General features: G+C 51.4%; 11 protein-coding genes, 6 tRNA genes and 4 rRNA genes. 17 read left to right on the top strand and 4 right to left on the bottom strand.

Annotated features, from left to right (window positions below):
• Positions 1-5: 5 nt before the first annotated feature.
• Positions 6-563, top strand: coding sequence for a TMEM165/GDT1 family protein (locus tag ACXAGQ_RS07435; RefSeq protein ID WP_475252929.1), 558 nt, complete (start codon positions 6-8; stop codon positions 561-563).
• Between the two features lie 174 nt (positions 564-737).
• A complete protein-coding gene (locus tag ACXAGQ_RS07430; RefSeq protein ID WP_475252927.1) occupies positions 738-998 on the top strand; it encodes a hypothetical protein in 261 nt (86 codons plus the stop codon).
• Between the two features lie 60 nt (positions 999-1,058).
• On the opposite strand, the gene tusA is transcribed toward ACXAGQ_RS07430, so the two are convergent.
• On the bottom strand, positions 1,059-1,307 hold the full coding sequence (gene tusA / locus ACXAGQ_RS07425; protein WP_317524616.1) for a sulfurtransferase TusA: 249 nt from the start codon (positions 1,305-1,307) through the stop codon (positions 1,059-1,061).
• Positions 1,308-1,446: 139 nt separating this feature from the next.
• Between tusA and ACXAGQ_RS07420 the strand changes: the two genes are divergently transcribed.
• Both ACXAGQ_RS07420 and ACXAGQ_RS07415 read left to right on the top strand, forming a co-directional pair.
• A complete protein-coding gene (locus ACXAGQ_RS07420; protein ID WP_044622220.1) occupies positions 1,447-1,629 on the top strand; it encodes a hypothetical protein in 183 nt (60 codons plus the stop codon).
• 146 nt (positions 1,630-1,775) lie between these two features.
• Positions 1,776-2,717, top strand: coding sequence for a LysR family transcriptional regulator (locus ACXAGQ_RS07415; protein WP_475252925.1), 942 nt, complete (start codon positions 1,776-1,778; stop codon positions 2,715-2,717).
• Positions 2,718-2,770: 53 nt separating this feature from the next.
• Here the strand turns inward: ACXAGQ_RS07415 and acuI are convergent, their stop codons facing one another.
• The 3 genes from acuI to fadB all read right to left on the bottom strand — a co-directional run bounded on the left by acuI (position 2,771) and on the right by fadB (position 7,283).
• Positions 2,771-3,751 (bottom strand): acrylyl-CoA reductase (NADPH), encoded by a 981-nt coding sequence (gene acuI / locus ACXAGQ_RS07410; RefSeq protein ID WP_475252923.1) that lies wholly within the window; start codon positions 3,749-3,751, stop codon positions 2,771-2,773.
• 175 nt (positions 3,752-3,926) lie between these two features.
• A complete protein-coding gene (fadA, locus tag ACXAGQ_RS07405; protein WP_475252921.1) occupies positions 3,927-5,093 on the bottom strand; it encodes an acetyl-CoA C-acyltransferase FadA in 1,167 nt (388 codons plus the stop codon).
• A gap of 27 nt (positions 5,094-5,120) precedes the next feature.
• Positions 5,121-7,283: a fatty acid oxidation complex subunit alpha FadB gene (fadB, locus tag ACXAGQ_RS07400; RefSeq protein ID WP_475252919.1), complete on the bottom strand. Its 2,163-nt coding sequence runs from the start codon at positions 7,281-7,283 to the stop codon at positions 5,121-5,123.
• 441 nt (positions 7,284-7,724) lie between these two features.
• Here fadB and ACXAGQ_RS07395 point away from each other — a divergent pair, with 441 nt between their 5' ends.
• The 13 genes from ACXAGQ_RS07395 (at position 7,725) to ACXAGQ_RS07335 (ending at position 18,300) form a co-directional block, all read left to right on the top strand.
• The gene (locus ACXAGQ_RS07395; RefSeq protein WP_475252917.1) at positions 7,725-8,348 is read left to right on the top strand and encodes a YigZ family protein; all 624 of its coding nucleotides are present in this window, start codon (positions 7,725-7,727) and stop codon (positions 8,346-8,348) included.
• 43 nt (positions 8,349-8,391) lie between these two features.
• On the top strand, positions 8,392-9,849 hold the full coding sequence (locus ACXAGQ_RS07390) for a TrkH family potassium uptake protein (protein WP_475252915.1): 1,458 nt from the start codon (positions 8,392-8,394) through the stop codon (positions 9,847-9,849).
• A 19-nt stretch (positions 9,850-9,868) separates the two neighbouring features.
• Positions 9,869-10,393, top strand: a complete 525-nt coding sequence (hemG, locus tag ACXAGQ_RS07385; RefSeq protein WP_475252913.1) for a menaquinone-dependent protoporphyrinogen IX dehydrogenase — start codon at positions 9,869-9,871, stop codon at positions 10,391-10,393.
• 332 nt (positions 10,394-10,725) lie between these two features.
• Positions 10,726-12,278, top strand: a 16S ribosomal RNA gene (locus ACXAGQ_RS07380).
• A gap of 71 nt (positions 12,279-12,349) precedes the next feature.
• Positions 12,350-12,426: transfer RNA gene (locus ACXAGQ_RS07375), tRNA-Ile, on the top strand.
• Between the two features lie 44 nt (positions 12,427-12,470).
• Positions 12,471-12,546: transfer RNA gene (locus tag ACXAGQ_RS07370), tRNA-Ala, on the top strand.
• Between the two features lie 273 nt (positions 12,547-12,819).
• Positions 12,820-15,707, top strand: a 23S ribosomal RNA gene (locus tag ACXAGQ_RS07365).
• Between the two features lie 84 nt (positions 15,708-15,791).
• Positions 15,792-15,907: ribosomal RNA gene (gene rrf / locus ACXAGQ_RS07360) — 5S ribosomal RNA — on the top strand.
• 383 nt (positions 15,908-16,290) lie between these two features.
• Positions 16,291-17,843: ribosomal RNA gene (locus tag ACXAGQ_RS07355) — 16S ribosomal RNA — on the top strand.
• The 16S, 23S and 5S rRNA genes sit together here with 6 tRNA genes alongside, the layout of an rRNA operon.
• A 92-nt stretch (positions 17,844-17,935) precedes the next feature.
• Positions 17,936-18,011: transfer RNA gene (locus ACXAGQ_RS07350), tRNA-Glu, on the top strand.
• A 1-nt stretch (position 18,012) separates the two neighbouring features.
• Positions 18,013-18,088 (top strand) — tRNA-Lys (locus tag ACXAGQ_RS07345).
• Positions 18,089-18,118: 30 nt separating this feature from the next.
• A tRNA-Val gene (locus ACXAGQ_RS07340) sits at positions 18,119-18,194 on the top strand.
• A 30-nt stretch (positions 18,195-18,224) separates the two neighbouring features.
• Positions 18,225-18,300: transfer RNA gene (locus ACXAGQ_RS07335), tRNA-Ala, on the top strand.
• The last annotated feature ends 140 nt before the right edge of the window (positions 18,301-18,440 follow it).

Here is an 18,440-nt window from a genome sequence, read left to right as displayed (position 1 = left end):
ATGTCGTGAGTGTTTTAGCTATCTCTATTACGTCGGTTGCCTTGGCAGAAATTGGCGATAAGACCCAGTTGCTGTCCCTGTTGCTTGCTAGCCGCTACCGCAAACCTATACCTATTATCCTGGCGATCTTCTTAGCCACGATTGCTAACCATGCATTGGCAGCCTGGTTGGGTGTGGTTGTTGCCGACTACCTAACGCCTGAAGTACTTAAGTGGGTATTGGTGGTGAGCTTTGTCGCGATGGCGGGTTGGATACTTATCCCCGATAAGCTTGATGATGACGAACAGATCTCTAACCGTGGGCCGTTTGTCGCCAGCTTCATTGCTTTCTTCATTGCCGAAATCGGTGACAAGACCCAAGTGGCGACCACTATGCTGGGTGCGAAATACAGTGATGCGCTAGTGTGGGTGGTATTGGGTACCACGATTGGTATGTTGCTGGCCAATGTGCCAGTGGTCTTGATTGGTAAGTTGTCAGCCGAGCGTATGCCGTTAAGTTTGATCCGTAAAATCACTGCGGCGTTGTTCTTTGGCCTCGCTCTTGCCGCCGTGTTTGGCATGTAATCTCCGCTAGCTGTGTTCCACGTGGAACACGGCTATTTGAGCCTTGCTCACAAGCCATTATGACACTGTGATAACAACCACTTAAATTGTGAGCATGGCAGCAGTGCCGGGAAGGTTGGCGTGATATGTTGGTACCAGTACCTTAGGACGGTTACCGCTGTATAGGAGGGGGTTATGAACCGTTTTCTTGCAATATCGCCCCAGAGCCAATTCTGGTTATTCAACTTTGCGTTGGTGCTGAATATTCTCGGTATGGTGCTGACGGACATGTGGCTGCCGATGGTGGTCGGTGCCATTGTCACGACGTACCTATCGGTCGATGCCTTGGTTCGCTTGCGTTATGTCCTCCCGATGAAGAAGGAAATCCGCGACCTGCGCCACGAACTCGATAAAGCCAACCGCCAATTGCGGGATTCGTACCGTAATGAGGATTAGCCGTTAGCCGGTAACAGGACAGTAAAAAGGCAGCTCAATGAGCTGCCTTTTTTTGATCGTTTAGTTAGTGCCTTTTTTTATCAAGTAACGGTAAGGCAGGCTGTCGGTTTCTGCCGCAACCAAGGTGTGATCCATGAAACGGCAAAAGCTTGGAATATCCCTAGTAGTTGAAGGGTCATCGGCAGTGACGAGCAGGGTATCGCCTTCGGCCATTTTCCTTACGGTTTTACGCACCATCATCACAGGCTCAGGGCAGCGGAGTCCTTCAGCTTCCAAACTGTGGGTGGGGTTGTCAAAAATAGCGGTCATAGCATCTACATCTTCTGTTGAAGATTGTGATCATACTTATGGGCAAGAATTAATCAATAAGGGTTGGCAAATCAAAATAAAACGTGTAACGTATTTAACAAGTCATTAACGTTTATCTTCTGAAGGATTAGGAGGAACTATGTTGACTCAGATGGATCGCCTGACAATTTATAGCGTACTGTGCTTCATTACGTTTTGCTCTTTGATGCTACGTTCACCGAATGAGACCAGTTTTATCGCGTTGGGTGGCCTTATTGCCGCCGCGCTAGGACTTTGGCTCGAGCTCACCAATTCTCCCGAGCTCGAGGAAGAAGAAAGCTAACATTGCACATCTACTACACTCCCCCAGTTTTCTTGGGCTTCCCCGCTTTTATAGCGGGATTTTTTTTATCTGGACGATAAAATAATACCAAACTAAGTAATATGTTGTTTGGTATTACTCCCAATATCTTGCCAAGGTAGCTCGAAGTGGAACTAGAAGACATCTATCGCCGTGATTTGAATTTGCTGGTGGCATTGCGGGTACTGATTGAAGAGAGCAGTGTCAGCAAGGCTGCCACGCGCCTGAACCTGAGCCAGTCGGCGATGAGCAGGGTGCTGGGTAGGCTGCGCGACTTGCTTGGCGATCCGCTTTTTACCCGCCAGGGCCAGCATTTGATCCCCACTGAAAAGGCGTTGGAGTTTGATCGGGCATTGGGTGAGCCATTGGAATCCCTGCGCCAGTTGCTGTCACCGGTTGAGTTTGATCCGCGCCGCTGCGATCAGACCTTTGCCATCGCGACCACAGACTACGCGATGCAGACGATTTTGCCATTTGCCCTGCCGCGAATTTACCAAGAGGCACCGGAGGTCTCGTTTGAGTTCCTGCCGCTCCAGCATGACAGGCTAGCCGACCAGCTGACTTATGAAGGGGCGGATTTGGCGATCTGCCGCCCGACCGGCCCTGTTGAGCCGCTACGCAGTGAGATTTTGGGGCGCGTCGGCGTGCTATGCCTGCTATCAAAGCATCATCCGCTGGCTGATAAAGAAATGAGCCTGGCAGACTACCTTGCCCATCCCCATGCGATGATTGCAATCAGTGATGGGGTCAAAGCGCTGATTGAGCAAGCGTTGGTTGGCTGCCCGAAACGGAAAATGGTCTTGCGGGCTTACCACCTTGAAGCGGCATTGGCGATTGTCGATACCATGCCACTCATCATTACTGTGCCGGCGGATTTGGCTTACTTGGTGGCAGAGCGCTATGACTTGGTGGTCAAACCGCTACCGTTTGCCTTTACCCCGTTTGACTACTCGATGATCTGGCATCCGCGCTGCGAGCATTCGCCAGCCCAGGAGTGGCTGAGGGCGATTGTCAAAGAGGAGTGTAGCCGCCTGATCGCCAAGCGCATCGATGATATGGGATTGGAATAAAAAAGCCGGGATAAACCCGGCTTTAGTCATTGGTGTTACGTTCGCAATCGCGGTTATAGCTTGATCACGACTCGGCCGGTTACTTGGCCGTTGGTAATATCTTCCGCGTACTTAGGTGCAGCATCTAGCTCAACCTCGGTACACGCTTGCTCGTAGTAGCTCTCAGGTAGTAGCTCGACCAGTTTTTCCCAAGCCGCGATACGCTTCTCTGTAGGGCACATTACCGAGTCGACACCCTGCAGGCGCACGTTACGCAGGATGAACGGCATCACTGTTGTCGGCAAATCAAAACCGCCAGCCAAACCACAAGCGGCAACAGCGCTGTTGTAGTCCATCTGCGCCAGTACTTTTGACAGCACTTTGCTACCCACGGTATCGACAGCACCTGCCCACACTTGCTTCTCTAGCGGACGTGCTGGCTCTTCAAATTCACTACGGTCGATAATACGGCTGGCGCCAAGTTTCTCTAGCAGTGGACCGTTTTGCTCTACGCGGCCAGTAACAGCCGCAACCTTGTAGCCAAGCTGGGCCAGCAGGGTAACTGCAACTGAGCCCACACCACCGCTGGCACCGGTTACTAGGATTTCACCCGCGTCTGGTTTGACATCGGCATCCAATAGCGCCTGTACACATAGCATGGCGGTGAAACCTGCTGTACCGACCATCATGGCTTTTTTGCTATCTAGGCCTGTTGGAAGTGGCACTAGCCAATCTGCTTTTAGGCGGGCACGCTGTGACATGCCGCCCCAGTGGTTTTCACCGACACCCCAGCCAGTGAGTACGACTTTGTCACCCTCTTGGTAGCGGGCATCTTCGGAGCTGACGACAGTACCGGCGAGGTCGATACCCGGCACCATAGGGAAGTTACGGATGATCTTGCCTTTACCTGTGATGGCCAAGCCGTCTTTGTAGTTCAGGGAAGAGTAGTCAACATCAATCAGAACATCGCCTTCAGGAAGATGGCTGTTGTCCAACTGTTCAATTGTCGCAATTGTTTTTTTCTCTTCTTGGTTTAGAACCAGTGCCTTAAACATAGGGATGCTCCGAATTAATACAAGCGTCTTAAGTGGTTATGAGTGTAGACCTGAAATAACTATGAATAAAATGAAAGTTAATCATTTTATCTATGTAATTCATACATGTTTGGTGCCGATCAAAAAAAGCCCGCCGAAGCGGGCTTTCTTATACGATTCCTGTTATACGAATATATTACTCAACCCGTTCAAAAACAGTCGCAATCCCTTGGCCTAAACCAATACACATTGTAGCCAGGCCAAATTGGACATCATGGTGCTCCATCAGGTTGATCAGAGTGGTGGAGATACGCGAACCTGAGCAGCCTAGTGGGTGACCGAGCGCGATGGCGCCGCCATTGAGGTTGACCTTTTCCTCGACCACATCCAGCAAACCGAGATCTTTGGCACAAGGGAGTGACTGGGCAGCAAAAGCTTCGTTGAGCTCCACCATACCGATATCTTCGATGGATAGTCCGGCACGTTTCAGAGCCTTCTGACTGGCCGGTACCGGTCCATAACCCATGATAGAAGGATCGCAACCGGCAATTGCCATTGCTTTAACCCGGGCACGGATAGTCAGGCCGAGCGCCTTGGCTTTGTCTTCGCTCATTACCAGCATGGCTGATGCGCCATCCGATAGGGCGGAAGACGAACCGGCAGTGACGGTACCGTTGGCCGGATCGAACACCGGACGCAGTGCTGATAGCGACTCTGCGGTTGTTTCTGGGCGAATAACCTCGTCATGGCTCAACAGGGTTAAACGGCCATCCGTATCATGACCTTCGGTTGGATAGATCTCATTTGCAAATCGACCTTCGATGGTGGCGGCATGAGCACGCTGGTGGGAGCGGGCGGCAAAGGCGTCCTGCATCTCACGGTTAATGCCATGCATCCGGCCGAGCATTTCGGCAGTGAGCCCCATCATCCCCGCAGCCTTGGCGACAGATTTCGACAACCCCGGGTGGAAGTCGACACCATGGTTCATCGGCACGTGGCCCATGTGTTCGACACCGCCGATCAGGCAGGTCTCGGCATCGCCGACCATGATGGCGCGGGCAGCATCGTGTAGCGCCTGCATTGAGGAGCCGCACAAGCGGTTGACGGTTGTCGCGCCCACAGTGTGGGGGATACCGGCCAACAGCGCTGCATTTCGACCAACATTGAAGCCTTGTTCCAAGGTTTGCTGGACACAGCCCCAGTAGATATCTTCTATGCTGCTTGGGTCGACCTGTGGATTACGTGCCAGCAGGCCTTTCATTAGATGGGCTGATAAGTCTTCAGCGCGTACATGGCGGAAAGCGCCGCCTTTGGAGCGCCCCATCGGGGTACGGATACAATCAACGATTACAACGTTATTCATTTTCAATTCCTCATCCTTAAGCCATGGTTACGCGTTGCTCGGTACAGGGTAGTATCGACCATCTTGCTCTGCTTTCTCGCGCAGGCCTGCCGGTACCTGGTAAACGGCACCAAGGTGGGCATAGCTATCTGCCAGCTGAACATAGTTGGCAAGGCCGAGGGTATCGAGGTAACGGAAGACACCGCCACGGAATGGAGGGAAGCCGAGGCCGTAGACCAATGCCATATCAGCTTCTGCTGGGCTGGCGATGATCCCTTCCTCGAGGCAGCGCACCACTTCGTTGATCATCGGGATCATCATCCTGGCAATGATCGCTTCTGCATCATAAGGGGTTGCACTGCCGGTAACTGGGTCAATTAACTCAGCAACGTCAGCATCGGCAGTTTTCTTCGGCTTGCCTTTGCGGTCTATGGTATAGGCGTAGAACCCTTTGCCGCTCTTTTGTCCGTAGCGGCCGTTTTCGAACATCACATCTACACCATCTTTGTAGTCTTTGCCCATACGCTCAGGGAAGCCTTCGGCCATCACGGCCTGGGCATGGTGCGCGGTATCAATACCGACCACATCCAGCAAGTAGGCTGGGCCCATTGGCCAGCCGAATTGTTTTTCCATTACTTTGTCGATTTGCTGGAAGTCAGCCCCGTCACGCAATAACAGGCTGAAGCCAGCAAAATAAGGGAACAAGACGCGGTTGACGAAGAATCCCGGGCAGTCATTGACCACGATTGGGGATTTGCCCATCTTGGCCGCATAGGCCACAACGCGGTTGATGGTTTCATCCGATGTATGTTCGCCACGGATGATCTCAACCAGCGGCATACGGTGAACCGGGTTGAAGAAGTGCATGCCGCAGAATTTGTCTGGGCGTTTGAGCGACTTGGCCAGCAGGTTGATAGGTATGGTAGAAGTATTTGAGGTGATAACCGTATCTTCACCCACCAACCCTTCGACCTCACTGAGCACAGCGGCTTTGATTTTCGGGTTCTCGACCACGGCTTCGACCACAACATCAGCTTCTTCTGCGCCGGCGTAATGCAGGCTCGGGGTGATCCCCGCAAGTACTTTGGCCATACCAAGGCCATCAATACGGCCGCGCTCTAGCTGCTTGTTCAGCAGTTTGGCGGCTTCGCCCATGCCCAAGTCAAGCGATGCGTCGCTGATGTCCTTCATCAATACCGGTACCCCTTTGAGGGCGGACTGGTAGGCGATGCCACCCCCCATGATCCCGGCACCCAGCACCATTGCCTTGCTGGTGGGCTGCCCGGCTTTCGCAGCTTGCTTGGCCTGGCCTTTGATGTACTGATCGTTGAGGAAGATCCCGACCAGCGACTGGGCAACACCGGTTTTGGCAAGAGTGACAAAGTGTTTGTTTTCTACCTTCAGTGCTTCGTCGCGCTCACAGCGTGCCGCTTCCTCGATGGTTTTGACGGCCGCCATCGGGGCTGGGTAGTGCGGGCCTGCCACTTGGGCGACCATAGCTTTAGCCATGGTAAAGCTCATGGTCGCTTCTATTTTGTTTAGGGTTAGTGGCGCTTTTTTCTGTGCCCGGCGGGATTGCCAGTCCAGTTTGCCGGCGATAGCGTCTTTGAGCATAGCCAGTGCCGCAGAGTGCAGTTGCCCCGGCTCGACAACCCCATCGACAATACCGAGCTTGAGGGCATCGAGGGCTTTCTTGTCTTTACCGGCAGTAATGATTTCCATTGCCGAGTCAGCGCCGATCAGGCGCGGCAGGCGGACGGTGCCGCCAAATCCCGGCATGATACCGAGTTTGGTTTCAGGTAGGCCGATACGCGCTTTGCTATCAGCCAGGCGCAGATCGGTTGCCAAAATACATTCGCAGCCACCACCTAAGGCGTGGCCGTTTACCGCTGACAGGGTCGGAACAGGCAAGTCTTCCAATTTATTGAAGATGTCGTTGGCATGGGTGACCCACTGCGACAACTCCTCAGCAGGTTTAGCAAATAGGCCAAGGAATTCGGTGATATCGGCTCCCACCACAAAGGCATCTTTGCTTGAGGTTACTAGCAGCCCCTTTAAATCACTCTGGTGGTAGAGCGCATTCAGGGCTTCATTGAAGCTTTCCAGGGTTTTGAGGTCGAACTTATTGATTGCGCCGGGTGCGTTGAGGTTAAGCTCGGCGATGCCATCTTCCAGATAGCGAACGGATAGGGTTTCACCTTGGTAAATCATCTTCTATCTCCATGAGTTCCAGTCTGTGCCGGATTTGATTTAACTGGTTTGACCTGTCAGTAGGTTAAATAATAGTCTGAACCTGTTGTGCAACGATTACAATACCTATTTTAAACATTTGTTTAACTTTTGCTGTGAGGTAGAAATTCTTTTGATTCGGAAAATTATCTGTGCTGGAGGTTATTTGTTTTATTTTCAGTGGCTTGGTTTGGGTGGTGAGTTAGATAGATAGAAGTTGCGTTATGTTGTTTTTTTGTTGTAATGAGCAAGTTGTAGATAGTCAGCCGCTTATTCATATGCTTGGGCGATGGTTGCTGATCCACCGAAGAATTTTTATTGCTACAACCCCTTTTTGCTCTTGTACTGTCCAGTAGATACATCCACAACCGGTGATATGGTATCCTGAGAGATTCCATTGATTACAGAGAAATACGGCAGCATATGAGCGTCAGTGAGCCATATTTGATCCCTGCAGACAGTGCGACTTTCGAAGAAGAAATAAAGAAAAGTCGCTTTATTACCTATCTGGCACACACTCCGAATGTCGAGGCTGCCAAGGCGTTTGTCCATCACATCAAAGACAAGCATCATGATGCGCGGCACAATTGCTGGGCGTTTGTTGCCGGACGCCCCGAGGACTCAATGAAGTGGGGCTTTAGCGACGATGGTGAGCCATCGGGTACGGCGGGCAAGCCGATCCTTGCTCAGCTGACAGGCTCTGGGGTCGGGGAGATCACCGCAGTAGTGACCCGTTACTCTGGCGGTATAAAACTCGGTACCGGTGGTTTGGTCAAGGCGTATGGCGGAGGGGTCCAACAGGCCCTAACTGTGCTGCAAACCAAAGAAAAGTTAATAACTTCAGAACTGCTGATTAGCTGCGAGTATAATCAGGTATCGCTGGTGGAGTCATTGGTTGCTGAGTTTTCTGGTCAGCAGGTTGAGGCTGACTATGGTCAACGTGTCACTGTGGTGGTTGAGTTGGATCGCCGTCAGGTCGAGGCATTCAGTGCGACGCTGTTCAGTCGCAGTGGTGGGCAGGTGAGTGCGGTCGACCGTTCTGAATAGTCCCGTTAACTTTTTCAAAATATAGATGAGAGCCGAATAGGCAATGCAATTTCGTTCCATTATCAGGATTGTCGGGCTTTTGCTCGCCTTGTTCAGTGTCACCATGCTGGCACCCGCCCTCGTGGCATTTATTTACCGTGACGGTGCCGGTCTACCGTTTGTTGTGACCTTCTTCCTCCTTTTTGCTGGTGGTGCATTGTTGTGGGTGCCTAATCGGCATTATCGCAAGGAACTTAAAGCGAGGGACGGCTTCCTTATTGTTGTCTTGTTCTGGACCGTAATCGGCAGTGCCGGTGCTGTCCCTTTTATACTGGCAAAAAACCCTGATCTCTCGGTGACCGACTCCTTTTTCGAATCCTTTTCGGCCCTGACGACAACTGGGGCGACGGTGATTGTCGGGCTGGACTACCTACCTAAGGCGATATTGTTCTATCGCCAGTTGCTACAGTGGTTTGGCGGCATGGGGATCATTGTATTGGCGGTCGCCATTCTACCGGTACTGGGAATCGGTGGTATGCAGTTGTACCGGGCTGAGATCCCGGGGCCGGTCAAGGACAGCAAGATGACACCGCGTATTGCCGAGACCGCTAAGGCTCTGTGGTACATTTACCTTGCCTTGACGATTAGCTGTGCCTTGGCCTTCTGGTTGGCTGGAATGACGGCATTCGATGCCGTAGCCCATAGCTTCTCGACGGTGGCTATCGGTGGCTTTTCTACCCATGATGCCAGCATGGGGTATTTCAACAGCCCGACGATAAACATGATCACCGTGGTGTTCCTGCTGATTTCGGCCTGTAACTTCTCATTGCACTTTGCGGCTTTTGCCAATGGTGGCATTCATCTGCGGACCTATTGGCGTGACCCTGAATTCCGAGCTTTCTTTGCATCCCAGTTGATTTTGTTCTTGATTTGTTTTGGCATGCTGCTCAAGCACCATTCCTATAACTCGTATCATGATGCATTTGATCAGGCCCTGTTCCAAACGGTGTCGATTTCAACCACGGCAGGCTTTACCACTACTGGATTCTCGGAATGGCCTTTGTTTTTGCCTGTCTTACTGCTGTTCTCATCGTTTGTTGGTGGCTGTGCCGGTTCAACAGGTGGTGGTATCAAGGTGATCCGGATGTTCTTGCTGTTGCTGCAAGGGGTCAGGGAGCTCAAGCGATTGGTTCACCCGAGGGCGGTTTATACCATCAAAGTCGGCAATAAAGCCCTGCCGCAACGTGTTGTCGATGCGGTATGGGGATTCTTCTCGGCGTATGCTTTGGTGTTTGTGATTTGTATGTTGGCCTTGATAGCGACTGGGCTGGATGAGCTCACCGCTTTCTCTGCTGTAGCGGCAACTTTGAATAACTTAGGCCCTGGTTTGGGGGAAGTGGCGGTACACTTTGGCGAAATCAACGATCCTGCCAAGTGGGTATTGGTGATTGCGATGCTGTTTGGCCGCTTGGAAGTCTTTACCTTGTTGGTGCTATTTACCCCTACGTTTTGGCGTAGTTAACAATTAATAAGGAAATGTCTTGGAAAAAGTCCTTTTTCTTCATTCGAGCAGTGATGGGCAAACCATCAAAATTATGCGCCATATAGAAAAGACGCTGGGTGAAGGGTATCAGTGCGAACTGGCAGACCTCAACCAGCTACCAGCCATCTCTTTTGACCAGTATGGCCGCATCTTGGTTGGAGCCTCAATTCGTTATGGCCACCTTAATAAAAAGCTGTATCAATTCATTGATCAGAACCTGGCCGCGCTAGAACAACATAAAGTGGGCTTTTTCTGTGTGAACCTGACTGCTCGTAAAGAAGGTAAGAATACGCCGGAAACGAGCGTGTATATGAAAAAATTCCTAACGAAGTCGCCATGGCAGCCTGGCTTGCAGGCGGTTTTTGCTGGCGCACTACGTTATCCGCGCTATAGCTGGTTTGACCGGGTTATGATCCAGTTCATTATGCGCATTACGGGTGGTGAAACAGATACCAGTAAAGAAGTCGAATATACCGATTGGCAAAAAGTAGAGGCGTTTGCAGGCCAGTTCAAAGCCTTTTAAGCTGGCTTTTTGATGGTTTTGGGTGTTTTTTGTTCGAACTGTCAGGTTTGGCCATTTTTTTTAAAAAAGCCCCTTGCCAACGTGATCGAACTCTCTATAATGCCACCTCACTGACACGGAGCACGGCAACTTAAGCCGCTAACCAATCAGTATTGTTCTTTAACAATTTGACCATGCAATCTGTGTGGGCACTCGTGAAATGATAGTCAACAAAAGAATTATCAATGAAACTGAGTGACCAATACAAATACTAAGTTTACTTATTATTTGGCACAGTCAATTCAATCATTACTTCGGTAATGGTTTAACAGTATTTCATTGAGCCAAAACTTTAATTGAAGAGTTTGATCATGGCTCAGATTGAACGCTGGCGGCAGGCCTAACACATGCAAGTCGAGCGGCAGCGACATCAACAATCCTTCGGGTGCGTTGATGGGCGGCGAGCGGCGGACGGGTGAGTAATGCCTGGGAATATGCCCTGATGTGGGGGATAACCATTGGAAACGATGGCTAATACCGCATAATCTCTTCGGAGCAAAGAGGGGGACCTTCGGGCCTCTCGCGTCAGGATTAGCCCAGGTGAGATTAGCTAGTTGGTGAGGTAAGAGCTCACCAAGGCGACGATCTCTAGCTGGTCTGAGAGGATGATCAGCCACACTGGAACTGAGACACGGTCCAGACTCCTACGGGAGGCAGCAGTGGGGAATATTGCACAATGGGGGAAACCCTGATGCAGCCATGCCGCGTGTGTGAAGAAGGCCTTCGGGTTGTAAAGCACTTTCAGTCGTGAGGAAGGCGTATGCGTTAATAGCGCATGTGTTTGACGTTAGCGACAGAAGAAGCACCGGCTAACTCCGTGCCAGCAGCCGCGGTAATACGGAGGGTGCGAGCGTTAATCGGAATTACTGGGCGTAAAGCGCATGCAGGCGGCTTGTTAAGCCAGATGTGAAAGCCCGGGGCTCAACCTCGGAATAGCATTTGGAACTGGCAGGCTAGAGTCTTGTAGAGGGGGGTAGAATTTCAGGTGTAGCGGTGAAATGCGTAGAGATCTGAAGGAATACCGGTGGCGAAGGCGGCCCCCTGGACAAAGACTGACGCTCAGATGCGAAAGCGTGGGGAGCAAACAGGATTAGATACCCTGGTAGTCCACGCCGTAAACGATGTCTACTTGGAGGTTGGTGTCTTGAACACTGGCTTTCGGAGCTAACGCGTTAAGTAGACCGCCTGGGGAGTACGGTCGCAAGATTAAAACTCAAATGAATTGACGGGGGCCCGCACAAGCGGTGGAGCATGTGGTTTAATTCGATGCAACGCGAAGAACCTTACCTACTCTTGACATCCAGAGAACTTTCCAGAGATGGATTGGTGCCTTCGGGAACTCTGAGACAGGTGCTGCATGGCTGTCGTCAGCTCGTGTTGTGAAATGTTGGGTTAAGTCCCGCAACGAGCGCAACCCCTATCCTTGTTTGCCAGCGCGTAATGGCGGGAACTCCAGGGAGACTGCCGGTGATAAACCGGAGGAAGGTGGGGACGACGTCAAGTCATCATGGCCCTTACGAGTAGGGCTACACACGTGCTACAATGGCGTATACAGAGGGCGGCCAACTTGCGAGAGTGAGCGAATCCCAGAAAGTACGTCGTAGTCCGGATTGGAGTCTGCAACTCGACTCCATGAAGTCGGAATCGCTAGTAATCGTGGATCAGAATGCCACGGTGAATACGTTCCCGGGCCTTGTACACACCGCCCGTCACACCATGGGAGTGGGCTGCACCAGAAGTAGATAGCTTAACCTTCGGGGGGGCGTTTACCACGGTGTGGTTCATGACTGGGGTGAAGTCGTAACAAGGTAGCCCTAGGGGAACCTGGGGCTGGATCACCTCCTTAACGATATGACTGCGTTTTATGCAGTGTCCACACAGATTGCTTGGTTAATAGTAAAAGAACGTGAAAGACTTGGGTCTGTAGCTCAGGTGGTTAGAGCGCACCCCTGATAAGGGTGAGGTCGGTGGTTCAAGTCCACTCAGACCCACCACTTTCTCTCCCAGAGGAAGTGAGTGTGAAGTCTTTCAAATCGTTGGGGCTATAGCTCAGCTGGGAGAGCGCCTGCCTTGCACGCAGGAGGTCAGCAGTTCGATCCTGCTTAGCTCCACCACTCTCTAAGGTTTCTTCCTTAAGAATCTTTAGAAAGTGGTTATCTGACGATAAACACATGCTCTTTAACAATCTGGAAAGCTGACTAGTAAATTGAATTCTTTGAATTCAATAACTAATAGTTTTATCTCTCTTTATTAAGAGAAGTAAAACGAGTTCTCAAGCAACACACATTCAAGTGTCTTGTGTAAGAGTCCGGCGAAACACAGTCCATCATACTCAGATGGACAACCTTGGTTGTTGAGCCATACAGACAGACCCCTTGGGGTTGTATGGTTAAGTGACTAAGCGTACACGGTGGATGCCTGGGCAGTCAGAGGCGATGAAGGACGTGCTAACCTGCGATAAGCCAAGAGAAGATGGTAAGAATCACGATACTCTTGGATTTCCGAATGGGGAAACCCAGCTGCATAAGCAGTTATCAATGCGTGAATACATAGCGCATTGAGGCGAACCGGGGGAACTGAAACATCTAAGTACCCCGAGGAAGAGAAATCAACCGAGATTCCGGCAGTAGCGGCGAGCGAACCCGGATTAGCCCTTAAGCTAGTTTTGCGACAGGTGAATGAGCTGGAAAGCTCAGCGATACAGGGTGATAGCCCCGTAACCGGTAGCGCATTTCGAGTGAAATCGAGTAGGACGGGACACGTGATATCCTGTCTGAACATGGGGGGACCATCCTCCAAGGCTAAATACTCCTGACTGACCGATAGTGAACCAGTACCGTGAGGGAAAGGCGAAAAGAACCCCTGTGAGGGGAGTGAAATAGAACCTGAAACCGTGTACGTACAAGCAGTAGGAGCCCTTCGGGGTGACTGCGTACCTTTTGTATAATGGGTCAGCGACTTAATTTTAGTAGCAAGGTTAACCGTTTAGGGGAGCCGTAGGGAAACCGAGTCTTAACTGGGCGTTCAGTTGCTAGGATTAGACCCGAAACCAGGTGATCTAGCCATGGGCAGGTTGAAGGTGAGGTAACACTTACTGGAGGACCGAACCGACTAATGTTGAAAAATTAGCGGATGACTTGTGGCTAGGGGTGAAAGGCCAATCAAACCTGGAGATAGCTGGTTCTCCCCGAAAGCTATTTAGGTAGCGCCTCGGACGAATACTACTGGGGGTAGAGCACTGTTAAGGCTAGGGGGTCATCCCGACTTACCAACCCTTTGCAAACTCCGAATACCAGTAAGTACTATCCGGGAGACACACGGCGGGTGCTAACGTCCGTCGTGGAGAGGGAAACAACCCAGACCGCCAGCTAAGGTCCCAAAGTTATAGCTAAGTGGGAAACGATGTGGGAAGGCTCAGACAGCCAGGATGTTGGCTTAGAAGCAGCCATCATTTAAAGAAAGCGTAATAGCTCACTGGTCGAGTCGGCCTGCGCGGAAGATTTAACGGGGCTAAGCTATACACCGAAGCTGCGGCAATGCCATTTATGGTATTGGGTAGGGGAGCGTTCTGTAAGCGGTTGAAGGTGCATCGTAAGGTGTGCTGGACGTATCAGAAGTGCGAATGCTGACATGAGTAACGATAAAGGGAGTGAAAAACTCCCTCGCCGGAAGACCAAGGGTTCCTGTCCAACGTTAATCGGGGCAGGGTGAGTCGACCCCTAAGGCGAGGCCGAAAGGCGTAGTCGATGGGAAACGGGTTAATATTCCCGTACTTCTTACTATTGCGATGGGGGGACGGAGAAGGCTAGGTGGGCCTGGCGACGGTTGTCCAGGTTCAAGGGTGTAGGCTGTAATCTTAGGCAAATCCGGGATTACACTAGGCTGAGACCCGATGTCGAGGTGCTACGGCACTGAAGTCATTGATGCCATGCTTCCGGGAAAAGCCTCTAAGCTTCAGATAGTAAGGAATCGTACCCCAAACCGACACAGGTGGTCGGGTAGAGAATACCAAGGCGCTTGAGAGAACTCGGGTGAAGGAACTAGGCAAAATGGTACCGTAACTTCGGGAGAAGGTACGCTGCCGGCGGTGACGAGACTTGCTCTTTAAGCTGCTGGCAGTCGCAGATACCAGGTGGCTGCAACTGTTTATTAAAAACACAGCACTGTGCAAAATCGAAAGATGACGTATACGGTGTGACGCCTGCCCGGTGCCGGAAGGTTAATTGATGGGGTTAGACTTCGGTCGAAGCTCTTGATCGAAGCCCCGGTAAACGGCGGCCGTAACTATAACGGTCCTAAGGTAGCGAAATTCCTTGTCGGGTAAGTTCCGACCTGCACGAATGGCGTAATGATGGCCACGCTGTCTCCACCCGAGACTCAGTGAAATTGAAATCGCAGTGAAGATGCTGCGTACCCGCGGCTAGACGGAAAGACCCCGTGAACCTTTACTACAGCTTGGCACTGAACATTGACCCTACATGTGTAGGATAGGTGGGAGGCTTTGAAACCGAGTCGCTAGATTCGGTGGAGCCGTCCTTGAAATACCACCCTTGTAGTGTTGATGTTCTAACGTCGCCCCGTTATCCGGGGTGCGGACAGTGCCTGGTGGGTAGTTTGACTGGGGCGGTCTCCTCCCAAAGCGTAACGGAGGAGCACGAAGGTGGGCTAATCACGGTCGGACATCGTGAGGTTAGTGCAATGGCATAAGCCCGCTTGACTGCGAGACTGACAAGTCGAGCAGGTGCGAAAGCAGGTCATAGTGATCCGGTGGTTCTGTATGGAAGGGCCATCGCTCAACGGATAAAAGGTACTCCGGGGATAACAGGCTGATACCGCCCAAGAGTTCATATCGACGGCGGTGTTTGGCACCTCGATGTCGGCTCATCACATCCTGGGGCTGAAGTCGGTCCCAAGGGTATGGCTGTTCGCCATTTAAAGTGGTACGCGAGCTGGGTTTAGAACGTCGTGAGACAGTTCGGTCCCTATCTGCCGTGGGCGTTGGATGATTGAGAGGGGCTGCTCCTAGTACGAGAGGACCGGAGTGGACGAACCTCTGGTGTTCGGGTTGTGTCGCCAGACGCATTGCCCGGTAGCTAAGTTCGGAATCGATAACCGCTGAAAGCATCTAAGCGGGAAGCGAGCCTCGAGATGAGTCATCCCTGAACCTATAAGGTTCCTGAAGGGTTGTTGGAGACTACGACGTAGATAGGCAGGGTGTGTAAGCGTTGTGAGGCGTTGAGCTAACCTGTACTAATTGCCCGTGAGGCTTAACCATACAACACCCAAGGGGTTTTAACGGACTCTGTGAGCACTTGGATGAGTGTTGAGAACATCAGCTTTTTAGATTGTAAGAATTTTGCTTGGCGACCATAGCATTATGGACCCACCTGATCCCATGCCGAACTCAGTAGTGAAACGTAATAGCGCCGATGGTAGTGTGGGGCCTCCCCATGTGAGAGTAGGACATCGCCAGGCTTTGATTTATAGGAAGCCCGCTGGGTACAGCGGGCTTTTCTTTCGCTCCGACTGATTGCAATGTGAGCGACGTCAACAGAAGGTTTTTACTTTTTCGCCAATCGCGAAAAAAGATGAAAATTTTGTCTTGACTGGATATCAGAAACGCGTATTATACGCCTCCTGACTTGCTGAAGCGCACGGCGCCAAGGTATTGAAAGTCAACGTTCTTTAACAATTTGACCATGCAATCTGTGTGGGCACTCGTGAAATGATAGTCAACAAAAGAATTATCAATGAAACTGAGTGACCAATACAAATTTTAAGTTTACTTATTATTTGGCACAGTCAATTCAATCATTACTTCGGTAATGGTTTAACAGTATTTCATTGAGCCAAAACTTTAATTGAAGAGTTTGATCATGGCTCAGATTGAACGCTGGCGGCAGGCCTAACACATGCAAGTCGAGCGGCAGCGACATCAACAATCCTTCGGGTGCGTTGATGGGCGGCGAGCGGCGGACGGGTGAGTAATGCCTGGGAATATGCCCTGATGTGGGGGATAACCATTGGAAACGATGGCTAATACCGCATAATCTCTTCGGAGCAAAGAGGGGGACCTTCGGGCCTCTCGCGTCAGGATTAGCCCAGGTGAGATTAGCTAGTTGGTGAGGTAAGAGCTCACCAAGGCGACGATCTCTAGCTGGTCTGAGAGGATGATCAGCCACACTGGAACTGAGACACGGTCCAGACTCCTACGGGAGGCAGCAGTGGGGAATATTGCACAATGGGGGAAACCCTGATGCAGCCATGCCGCGTGTGTGAAGAAGGCCTTCGGGTTGTAAAGCACTTTCAGTCGTGAGGAAGGCATATGCGTTAATAGCGCATGTGTTTGACGTTAGCGACAGAAGAAGCACCGGCTAACTCCGTGCCAGCAGCCGCGGTAATACGGAGGGTGCGAGCGTTAATCGGAATTACTGGGCGTAAAGCGCATGCAGGCGGCTTGTTAAGCCAGATGTGAAAGCCCGGGGCTCAACCTCGGAATAGCATTTGGAACTGGCAGGCTAGAGTCTTGTAGAGGGGGGTAGAATTTCAGGTGTAGCGGTGAAATGCGTAGAGATCTGAAGGAATACCGGTGGCGAAGGCGGCCCCCTGGACAAAGACTGACGCTCAGATGCGAAAGCGTGGGGAGCAAACAGGATTAGATACCCTGGTAGTCCACGCCGTAAACGATGTCTACTTGGAGGTTGGTGTCTTGAACACTGGCTTTCGGAGCTAACGCGTTAAGTAGACCGCCTGGGGAGTACGGTCGCAAGATTAAAACTCAAATGAATTGACGGGGGCCCGCACAAGCGGTGGAGCATGTGGTTTAATTCGATGCAACGCGAAGAACCTTACCTACTCTTGACATCCAGAGAACTTTCCAGAGATGGATTGGTGCCTTCGGGAACTCTGAGACAGGTGCTGCATGGCTGTCGTCAGCTCGTGTTGTGAAATGTTGGGTTAAGTCCCGCAACGAGCGCAACCCCTATCCTTGTTTGCCAGCACGTAATGGTGGGAACTCCAGGGAGACTGCCGGTGATAAACCGGAGGAAGGTGGGGACGACGTCAAGTCATCATGGCCCTTACGAGTAGGGCTACACACGTGCTACAATGGCGTATACAGAGGGCGGCCAACTTGCGAGAGTGAGCGAATCCCAGAAAGTACGTCGTAGTCCGGATTGGAGTCTGCAACTCGACTCCATGAAGTCGGAATCGCTAGTAATCGTGGATCAGAATGCCACGGTGAATACGTTCCCGGGCCTTGTACACACCGCCCGTCACACCATGGGAGTGGGCTGCACCAGAAGTAGATAGCTTAACCTTCGGGAGGGCGTTTACCACGGTGTGGTTCATGACTGGGGTGAAGTCGTAACAAGGTAGCCCTAGGGGAACCTGGGGCTGGATCACCTCCTTAACGATATGACTGCGTTTTGCGCAGTGTCCACACAGATTGCTTGGTTGAAATGTAAAGAACATGTCTAGGTTCCCAAACCTAGAAAACACTTAGTCCCATTCGTCTAGAGGCCTAGGACACCGCCCTTTCACGGCGGTAACAGGGGTTCGACTCCCCTATGGGACGCCACGGGTCGTTAGCTCAGTTGGTAGAGCAGTTGACTTTTAATCAATTGGTCGCAGGTTCGAATCCTGCACGACCCACCATCTTCTCCTTTGAGGATGTAAAATATCGGAGGGCGATTAGCTCAGTTGGGAGAGCACCTCCCTTACAAGGAGGGGGTCACTGGTTCGAGCCCGGTATCGCCCACCACTCTTTCTTCTTGAAAGACACCATTTCGATGGGGCTATAGCTCAGCTGGGAGAGCGCTTCGCTGGCAGCGAAGAGGTCTGCGGTTCGATCCCGCATAGCTCCACCACTCTCTAAGGTTTTTTCCTTAAGAATTCTTAGAAAGTGGATATCGAAACCTATTCGTTTAGGTAGAGAAATACACATGCTCTTTAACAATCTGGAAAGCTGACTAGTAAATTGAATTCATTGAATTCAATACTAATAGTT

It is taken from the genome of Photobacterium sp. ABD4_091, assembly GCF_056160145.1.
This window is presented reverse-complemented; position numbering and strand designations above follow the sequence as displayed.